This window comes from Catenulispora rubra (assembly GCF_015356825.1).
Classification (GTDB): domain Bacteria; phylum Actinomycetota; class Actinomycetes; order Streptomycetales; family Catenulisporaceae; genus Catenulispora; species Catenulispora rubra.
The window spans coordinates 1-9,180 of the sequence record NZ_JAACYW010000392.1 but is presented as its reverse complement, the minus strand read 5'-3'; the positions used below and the strand labels follow the sequence as shown (position 1 = coordinate 9,180).

Here is a 9,180-nt window from a genome sequence, read left to right as displayed (position 1 = left end):
CGCAGACCTACGAGCACTACTCGGCCAGCGCGCCGTCGAGCTTGCCCACGCCATCGACACCGGCATCAAGATCCCGTCACGGTGACAGATCGCATGGCCAGGTGACAACTAACGCGTCACGGCACAGCTCTAGACCTCAACTGGTGTCCAGAATGGTCCGGCTTGGTGCCGCCAATCGAGTCAAGGTGCCAAACATCGAGTCACGTCGCATCGACGACCCGCACGTTCCTCGGCGCGACATCACGCCATGATCGTACTAATGTTCGACTATGCCCGTTCCACCAGCCCCAACGTACGCCAATCTGCCGTCCGGATGGCATCACCCGCCGCCGTTGCTACCGGTCACTGTCGACCTCGTGGCGTCGGACGTTGTAGTCCGTGCCACTCGCGATTCGCGCGGAGTCATTGACGCGCCGTACGCCCAACTCCGCCGTGAGCCGGGCGGCCCCGCTGAAGATGCCGCGGTCGTAGCGTGGGCCCGGCCTAACGGAACCAATGAGTGGCCATGGGTACTCCCGGTGTGGATGGATGCCTGGCGGGACCTCGGGAACTCCTTGACGAAGCGGAACTGGCGCTGCGTCGGTTGGTGCGTCTTTGACCCGCTGCTCCTAGAGAGCGCCGATGCAAAGCGACGTACCACGGACTACTGGTTGGAGCAGCGGGCCAAGGCCATAGCTGAGGCCGTTGATCGCGCCGGACTTGGCCGGTCCGGCTAGCGGTAGTCGTAGCGCGGCATCGCCGCTGACGTCAGGTCGACCAAGCACAGCCGGGGCGTCATCTCGAAGGCGCCTGGGTCGGCGTGCGGGGGATACCAATCGGTTTCCACGGTTGCCTCCACCATCGCGACGGTGATCCCGAATGGGGTCAGCGCTTTGCCGAGCAGCGCTATAGCGCGTGCGTGGTTTGGGTCCACGGCTGGCACGTCGCTCATGTCGGCGATCACCCAGACCAGCTGCGAGAAGCCGCCAGCGGCGGCGTAGACCAACAGCTGGCCGAGGTGTCGATTGTCGCTGCGGCCGAGTTGGGCCTCGATGAGTACGAGGTCCCCATCGGCCGTCTGCGCCACCAGGTCGGGGCGTATCGCGGTCGCTTCCCACATCACTTGCCCGCGTGCAACGACCGTCAGGTCGCAGTCCAACAGCGCACCAAGCTGGTTGATGTTGGACGCCAGCCACGGCACGAAGTCTCTCACTTCCCGCGGCCACTGCCTACGCGGGTGAATCGCACTCTTACGCCAGCCGGCGGGCGGGATCTCCACCCAACCAGCATGCACCTCGAGTACGACAACCTCCCGACTCGGAACGCCCTGGGCCGACTTGCGACGCTTCTCGATCGTGCCGTCAGGGAACCCGACCCGAAAACTCCAGAGCTGATGAGCCTCACGGGTCGAGAATATGGAGTAGGGTCCCCTCACCTTGCCGAAGGAAGCCATGAACATCAAGACGTGGGATGAGCTCAGAGAGCCGGATGATCGGACGCTTCACTTCACCTCCTGGGGGCTTGGAGCGAAGATGAAGCCCGAGAACGCGGCGAGGTACCAGCAGGAAGTCGTCGGCAGCCTCGAACTCGATCCGGCCGTGGCCGACGGTACGCGGCGGAGCTTCGATCGGCTCCGGATGGTCTTCGGCTACGGCGTCATGTGCTACGACCTGTTCACCCCTCGTTCATGATCACGCCCTCCTAGTAGTCGAGCAGGCGCTTCGCGACCGCTTCATCGACTACCACCAGGGGACCGTGACTTTTGTCGACCGTCAGGGTCTCGCTCACCGCGTACCGGTTACCCGGTACGAGGAAGTACACGACGTCACCAAGAGAAATGGGAGCTGGAACTCCAGATCGCGGCGGGCCCGGAGACGATTCCGTTCAACGGAATGCTCTTTGGCTTTGGCTTGTACCAGTGGGCACGTGCGGCAAAGATCCTCCGCGGACAGCGCAGCCAGGTTACTCAGTCGGCATTGGCGGACCTGCGGAACGCGGTGGCACATCCGACCTCCTACCAACTGCTTGGCCCGGTCGACGCAGCCCGCGGTCTCTACGACCTACAGGAGTTCATCAACCAGTTGTGGGGGGGTACCGACCCCGGGGGGCCGGTTTTATCCAGCGCCGTTGAAACGATCGGTCGTGGCCATGGCGTGGCGCAAGGACGGCACGGAAATCTACGTGAGCCAGGCCGACGTGCTTCGCGATGAAACCGAAGGCGACGACAAGTTTGAGTTCGCTGTCGTCAGAGCCGTCTGGGAGCCCGGCAGCCGCTTGTCCGACCCCGATATCACCTCGTATGACTCGTGGTACGAGACCACGCGGTACCCGGCCGAGTACCTGTGGGGACCGGGAACTCGGGAAGACGGGATTGCGTGGCTCGACGCAAACAGTCCGCAACCAGATGAGTGCGACTACTTGGATCGGGTGCTCATCATCCGCCACCACGACGGTCAACTCTTCCTGCCCATGAAGCCGGAAACCGCCGCTGCGTTGCCGACATCCGAACACGCGGGGCAGTGGTACGCCGTTCGCGCCGACTTTCCCAACGACGCGTTTGCTCACGTGCGCAATCACGCCGCCGTCGGTTTCCAATGCGAGATGGCAGGCTCTCGCCGGCAATGCAGTGCCGAGACCTTGGCCGAAGGCTCGTACACTCACGTCATCGCCGCCTGTGGGCTGGCCGGCACCGTACCCCCGCCCGACTTTTCTTTGCCGTTCGTCTACGGGCGCTCTGTGCCGTTGTAAAGCCAGGAACGGCCTCAGGGGCGGCGAAGCCAAACATTCCCGCGAGGAGGACGGTCGCGGCACTGCACACCAGTGTCGGCTTGGCCGGGCGCGTCGACGTACGGGTGGCGTGCGATGCCGCCCGATATTCGGTCACGGTCATTAGCCACCTGGTCACGTTGCAAAGCCTTCTGTTCGGTCACGTGTGCTCGGTGGGCCCGCCCCAGTGTCGATAGCGTCCTTGCGACGTCCAGCTCGCAGGCGCCGCCTTTTGGACTGGCCGACTGGTTCGGGGCGCTGCTGGGTTAGAACGGACCGTTCGTCACCAACCGGTGGTAGATGTACTAGCTCGACCAACTGCTCAGCATCTTTCAGCCACGTCCGCATCTGGTCCAGGGGTGGTTCGATCTCCATGAAGCGGCGGTAGGCAGCGGGACTTGGGAAGTGTTCGGGTTCGGCGTGTACGCGGTTCGGATCGTAATCGTTGTAGAAGCTGTCGATGCGCGAGCGTAGTGCGCTGGCGGAGACCCGGACCCCGCTCGTAGGGTGCAGCTTCTCCACATCCCGTAGTGCGCGGATAACCTCAACGACCGACGTTAGCTCGGGCTTGGTGGAGAATTCCCCGGTGTAGTCGACCTCGCCACCGTAAATCGACAGCGCCTCGTGCTCGATCCAGTCCAGGATCGAGGCCACACGCGGGAGGTACTCCGGCCGGGCATCGGCGTGCGCCTGTTCCGCACGTAGGTACTGCTGATGGACCCGCTCTTCGCTGCGCGCATTCGCCTCGGAGTCGCGCTGCCGCGCATCGCCCCACAGCTTGATCGCGCCGGATGTGACGGCCGCGACGAACGCCGACACCGTGCTCAGGCCTAACAGTGACGTCCAGTCAACGTTCACAGCACGCTCCGCAGGACTCGAACTTGAGAAGTGAGGGCCCGCCCATGGTAGGACCACGGCACGCTCAGCGGGCCCAATAACGAGGCGGCGACTTCGATCGCGTCGTCGGGCGGTCCACGTCGACACGAATGACACCTGTGGGCAGGGCCGGCGTCGCGTCCGCACTGTCACCGTTCACTCGGCTGTGGATCCGAGCCCCGGTCGCGGCCGTGTTCGTCTATCTCACTCTTGCCGGAAGGACCTCGCGAAACGATGGCGGCTTGCTGCTCGATTCACGGGCTGGGACGCCGTTCGTCGTCATCGGGGTAGGGGACAACTGACACGGTTCGGCAATCCGATCTGAGGTCGGTAGCCCAGACGAGCTACCGGCGGGCGGCGATGTTAGGCCCCTGGTTCTTGTATCGTTGTGCTGCTTTGTTGCTGCGGAGTTCGCTGCTCTTTGAGCATGTCCAGCTCTGTCTCAAGTGATTCGACTTTGGCAGCTAGTTCTTGCTCACGCTGGCTTTTGCGCTGCGGTGGGCCAGGCGACCATTCGCCCCACCATTCCTGCGGCCCATGTGAGCGGAGAAAATCCAGGGTGAGTTGGTCAACGCCGTCCCGTAAGAGTTCCTGCCGTACTTTCTTCCGGCTGGTCAAGTTGCGCTCTCTGGAGAAGCTCACGAGATCGAGCAGCGTCTCACGGATGTTCCAGTTCAGATAGGAGACGTCGTCTTCGCTCACGTCGGGCGTGGGTTCGCCGTGGGTCGCGTACGAGCGGACGCGGTCGTAGAGGTAGTACAGCCGGTTCGGGTCTGGGAAGTGTCCTCGAACGATGTGGCCGAGGGCAGTGCGGTAGAACACGAGGGCTGGCGCCTTTAGGCCTTCAGATGAGTCGCCAAGTATTGCTTCCAGGGCGGTGAAGAGGAAGCCGATGCGATGGATTGGGCTTGCATCCATGTAGGCGGCATCGATCCACGACAGAGCCAGGCCGATACGCGTCTCGATCTCGGTGCCGTTGTTGAATGGGATATCAAGCGGCCTGAAGGTCGGAAATACCTCGATGATGGGCTTAGGGAAGTCCATCCCGTACGCCACGTCGGAATGGCGGCTGAATCCTTCGTATCCCTCGGTGAGGTACATCTCTCCGAGGCGGAACCGCAACTGCTTCTGGTTTAGCGCGTTCATGTCGGCCAGGCTCAGGCGGAGAAGGCTCAGAGCATGCCGGGCCCGCTCACGACCACGCTCGATCGCTCGAATCGAGTTTGTTCCAGTCACCTCGAGCTGTGCCATACATCCTGCGGCAGAATCATGGCGGAGGTGTTGTCCCTCGCGGGTCGATGCGTCCGGCAAGGGGAGGAGTACGACGTCGCCCACTAGCTCAGGGCTGGCCACCGTCAAGTGATCGACTGAGAACTGCACAGTGAAAGACTCAAGGTCGCGGCGGTGGTCTCTCATGAATGTCTTCACGTGATCGGTGCGCCGGTCGAGTGCGCACTTGCACGTGAATTCCCAAACGGTAGCGTCGGCCTTACCGGCAAGGTACTCGAAGTGTTCGTCGTCGAGCAGCGCAGCGACTAGCTGGTCGATGAGCTGAGCAGCGTCGCGGTCGACCTGTAACCAGCTGGCCTCAGCTGTTGCCAAGTGCGTAGGAATCTTTCCGCCGCGACCGTGTGGTGAGCTGGGATCGCCTTTGCTGCGCACCTCGTGCTGCAGCGTGCGAAGTAGTCCTGCGAGCTCTCTCGCCATCGTGAACCTTTGCAGCTTGTTCGATCTCGGCTTGCATGGTTGCAGGCAGTATGGCCTCCGCGCCTTGGCGGCGCTCCTGACTTTGGCCCGGACGGAACGTCCACGGGGTCTGGTATTCGTAACAGGCTGCTCGGTGCTGTCACAACGGAACTGGGGTTGCCGCGGCCTCGTCATAGGCTGCCGAGGCTTCTGGCCCGGGCCGGCCAAATGGCCAGCCCGGAGACTTAGCTGGTCGTCACGTCAGCACTTACGTCCTCAACCGGGCGGCGTGGTGCGGGTACTGCCGCGATGTCCCAGTCGAACGTGCAGGTCACCGGAGCGTGATCAGACCACCGCTCCGCGTAGGTCGCAGCCTTCTCCACTACCGCCGACGTGGCAGTTTGTGCGATATTGGGGCTTGTCAAAACTAGGTCGATCCGCCATCCGCTGTCGTTGTCGAACGCCTTGCCGCGGAAGCTCCACCATGAGTACGGGCCTTCGACACCGGGGTGCAGGGTGCGGACCACGTCGACGTAGCCGGCGTCGGTCATCACGCTGGTGAGCCACTGGCGTTCCTCGGGGAGGAAGCCGGAGTTCTTCTGGTTGGCCTTCCAGTTCTTGATGTCGGCTTCCTGGTGGGCGATGTTCCAGTCGCCGCAGATCAGGATGGCGCGGCCGGTGGCGGTGGCCTCGGTGGTCAGGGCGGTGAGGTGGGTGTGGAAGGCCTTCATGAAGCGTTCCTTCTCCGCCTGGCGGTCGGTGCCGACCTCGCCCGCGGGGAGGTAGAGGCTGCCGATGGTGACGGTGGGGAGCTGCATCTCGGCGTAGCGGCCGGAGGTGTCGAATTCGGGGTCGCCGAAGCCGATGCGGCTGGTGGTGGGGGCGATGCGGCTGTAGAGGGCGACGCCGGCGCGGCCCTTGGTGGCGGCCGGGGCGATGAGCGTGTGCCAGCCTTCGGGCGCGCGCAGGTGCGCCGGGAACTGGTCCGGTTCGGCCCGGACCTCTTGCAGGCACACGACATCCGCCGGGGTGGCGTTCAGCCACTCGGTGAAGCCCTTGGCGGCGGCGGCACGGATGCCGTTGACGTTGACGGTGGAGACGGTCAGCACGCGCACCAGCGTAACGGGCGCCGGGGACGGTCACGGCCATCGGCGGGGCGGTGACCGGCGCGTTCGAGGTAATCGAGATGACGCCCGCCGGGCATCCCCGGCATCATGCCTGAATGACGAGACGACCACTCCCCGCGGCCAGCGGCGTGCGCGCGCCGTGGACCGCCGTGCCGGAACACCTCAGAGCCCGCGTCGTGGACCTCTTGGGCGGGGGAGAGGTGGTCGAGGCCGTGTCGCAGACCGGCGGGTTCTCGCCGGGGCCGGCGGTACGGCTGAGGACCTCGACCGGGCGGCGGGCGTTCGTCAAGGCGGTCAGCGTGGAGACGAACCCTGATTCGCCGGGGATGCACCGCCGGGAGGCGAAGTACTCCGCGCGGATGCCGGAGCACGCGCCGGTGCCGAAGCTGCTGGGCTCGCTGGACGAGGACGGCTGGGTGGTCCTGGTCTTCGAGGAGATCGACGGCCGGAATCCGGGCCCTGATTGGGATCTGGACGAGCTGCGCAGGACCGTGGACGCGCTCGGTGAGTTGGCCGAGATGCTGACGCCGTCGCCGATCGACGACGTGCCGCCGGTTCTCGAACATCTGGTGGGATTCAACGGTTGGCGCAGTCTCGCGAAGGCTCACGCGGCCGGCGAGGACGACTTGGCGTGGCTCGATGAGTGGGCCCTCGGGCGGCTGGACCGGCTGGCCGCGATCGAAGAGGGCATGGCGGCGCTGTGCGAAGGCGACACGCTCGTCAATCTGGACGTCCGCGCCGACAACGTCCTGATCACCGCCGACCGTGTGTACTTCGTGGACTGGCCGTGGGCCTCGCGGGGTGCGGCGTGGCTGGACATGGCGCTGTTCGTGCCGAACGTGTGGATGTACGGCGGGCCGGAGCTGGCGGGCGTCGTCACCGCGCATCCGCTGCTCGCGGGGGCGGATCCGGAGGCGGTGCGGGCCTTCGCGGTCGGGATCGTCGGTCTGATCATGTATTCGAGTCGGCAGCCGGCGCCGCCGGGACTGCCGACGTTGCGGCCGTTCCAGGCGGCGTTCAGCGCGGCGGGGTTGGAGTGGCTACGGACCCTGATGGACTGAGGTGTAGCTGGGCTGAGGCTTGCTCGGGCTTCGCTCTTCCACTTTTAACGCAATCGCGTTAACGTGCGCCGCGTGAGCGCACGTATCAGGATCCTGGAGGCGGCCGAGCGGCGGTTCGCCGAGGACGGCATCGAGGCGGTGTCGTTGCGTCAGATCGCCGCGGACTCCGGGCAGCGGAACACGTCGGCGGTCGCGTACCACTTCGGGACGCGGGATGCGTTGGTCGGCGCGTTGTATGAGCATCGGATGACGCCGATCAATGCGCGGCGGCATGAGTTTTTGGCCGCGCACGCCGATGGTGGTGGTGGTGGTGGTGACGGCGGCGGTGGCGAGGTGCTGACCTATGTCAGAGCCCTGGTTGAGCCGCTGGCCGAGACGTTGACCGACGCCGAGAAGGCCGGGCGTTCGTCGTGGTATCTGCGCTTCCTCGCTGAGGCGATGCGGTATCCGGAGTACGACCCGGCTTCGCTCGCCTTGGAGCGTCCGGAGGGTTCGAGCATCCGAGCTCTGATATCCGGTCTCCAGGCGGCGACCAGTCAGCTGCGCCTGCCGCCCGGCGTGTTCGCCGAACGGATGCGTCTGGTGGCGCTGCTGGTCATTACCGCGCTCGCTGATCGTGAGCGGCATCCGGGGACCGGCGTCGGGACCGAGACGTTGGTCGCCGCCGGGGCCGCGATCCTGTGCGACCCGATACACCCCACGGACCCGAAGCACCCGACGCACAAGGAGTGAGCCCATGGCCCCCTACGCCACCCTCCAAGCCCTCCTCACCGGCCGCGAGCTCCACGCCGGTCCGCGCAGGGCCCTGCGACGCCTGCCGGAAGGCGAAGAATCTCACCCATACGAGTTCATCACGGTCGCGCCGTGCACTCAGCTGATCGGTGCGGAGATTTCGGATATCGATCTCGGCGAGCCGATCGCGCCCGAGGTATTCGCCGAGCTGGACCGGGCGCTGCTGGAATTCAAGGTCCTGTTTTTCCGGGACCAGAACCGGCTCACCGGTGCCGGGCATCGGGATTTCGCAGGAATGTGGGGCGAATTGGAGATCCATCCCTTCCTGCCGCAGGGCGATGTTCCGGAGATCGTGCGTTTTGAGAAGGGGGCGGAGAACGCGGGTGTGGAGAACGTGTGGCACGCCGACGTCACGTGGCGCGAGCAGCCCGCGCTGGGCTCGGTGCTGCGGGCCCTGGACGTGCCGGAGGCCGGGGGCGACACCTGCTTCGCGGACATGGCCGCCGCGTACGACTTCCTGCCCGAGCAGGTCAAGGCCCGGATCGAGGGGAGGGTCGCGGTGCACGACTTCACGCTGCCGTTCGGGCTCGGCATGGACGCGGACAAGCTCCGGGAGATGCAGGAGAAGTACCCGGCGGTGGAGCACCCGGTCGTGCGGATCCATCCGCGGACCGGGCGGCGGACGTTGTTCGTCAACGCGATCTTCACGACGCACATCGTCGGGCTGGACGACGACGAGAGCGAGGAGCTGCTGAAGGTGCTGTTCCGGCAGGCCGCGGTGCCGGAGTTCCAGGTGCGGTTCAAGTGGGCGGCCGGTTCGATCGCGTTCTGGGACAACCGGGCCGTGCAGCACTATGCGGTCAGTGATTACTTCCCGCGACGCCGGGTGATGGAGCGTGCTGCGATTCTGGGTGACCGGCCTCGGTAGGCGGGGCGGGCGGGGTGGTCGGGGC

General features: G+C 65.2%; 9 protein-coding genes. 5 read left to right on the top strand and 4 right to left on the bottom strand.

The genetic code is table 11. From position 1 onward, the window contains the following. Positions 1-712: 712 nt before the first annotated feature. Positions 713-1,258, bottom strand: a complete 546-nt coding sequence (locus GWK61_RS49965; RefSeq protein ID WP_194920884.1) for a PDDEXK family nuclease — start codon at positions 1,256-1,258, stop codon at positions 713-715. A gap of 172 nt (positions 1,259-1,430) precedes the next feature. Between GWK61_RS49965 and GWK61_RS49960 the strand changes: the two genes are divergently transcribed. After that, positions 1,431-1,670 carry a hypothetical protein gene (locus GWK61_RS49960; RefSeq protein WP_194920883.1) on the top strand — a complete coding sequence of 80 codons (240 nt, stop codon included), beginning with the start codon at positions 1,431-1,433 and terminating at the stop codon, positions 1,668-1,670. A gap of 436 nt (positions 1,671-2,106) precedes the next feature. Next, positions 2,107-2,727, top strand: a complete 621-nt coding sequence (locus GWK61_RS49955) for a hypothetical protein (protein ID WP_194920880.1) — start codon at positions 2,107-2,109, stop codon at positions 2,725-2,727. A gap of 153 nt (positions 2,728-2,880) precedes the next feature. Here GWK61_RS49955 and GWK61_RS49950 read toward each other — a convergent pair whose 3' ends face one another. The 3 genes from GWK61_RS49950 to GWK61_RS49940 form a co-directional block, all read right to left on the bottom strand. Further along, entirely contained in the window at positions 2,881-3,603 is a 723-nt protein-coding gene (locus GWK61_RS49950; RefSeq protein WP_194920878.1) for a hypothetical protein, read from the bottom strand. Positions 3,604-3,984: 381 nt separating this feature from the next. After that, positions 3,985-5,328, bottom strand: a complete 1,344-nt coding sequence (locus GWK61_RS49945) for a hypothetical protein (RefSeq protein WP_194920876.1) — start codon at positions 5,326-5,328, stop codon at positions 3,985-3,987. A gap of 224 nt (positions 5,329-5,552) precedes the next feature. Then, positions 5,553-6,416, bottom strand: coding sequence for an exodeoxyribonuclease III (locus GWK61_RS49940; protein WP_194920874.1), 864 nt, complete (start codon positions 6,414-6,416; stop codon positions 5,553-5,555). 113 nt (positions 6,417-6,529) lie between these two features. On the opposite strand from GWK61_RS49940, the gene GWK61_RS49935 reads away from it, so the two are divergent. The 3 genes from GWK61_RS49935 (at position 6,530) to GWK61_RS49925 (ending at position 9,155) form a co-directional block, all read left to right on the top strand. Then, positions 6,530-7,495, top strand: a complete 966-nt coding sequence (locus GWK61_RS49935; RefSeq protein ID WP_194920870.1) for a phosphotransferase family protein — start codon at positions 6,530-6,532, stop codon at positions 7,493-7,495. Positions 7,496-7,567: 72 nt separating this feature from the next. Continuing rightward, on the top strand, positions 7,568-8,227 hold the full coding sequence (locus GWK61_RS49930) for a TetR/AcrR family transcriptional regulator (RefSeq protein ID WP_323748128.1): 660 nt from the start codon (positions 7,568-7,570) through the stop codon (positions 8,225-8,227). A gap of 4 nt (positions 8,228-8,231) precedes the next feature. Continuing rightward, a complete protein-coding gene (locus GWK61_RS49925) occupies positions 8,232-9,155 on the top strand; it encodes a TauD/TfdA dioxygenase family protein (protein WP_194920863.1) in 924 nt (307 codons plus the stop codon). The last annotated feature ends 25 nt before the right edge of the window (positions 9,156-9,180 follow it).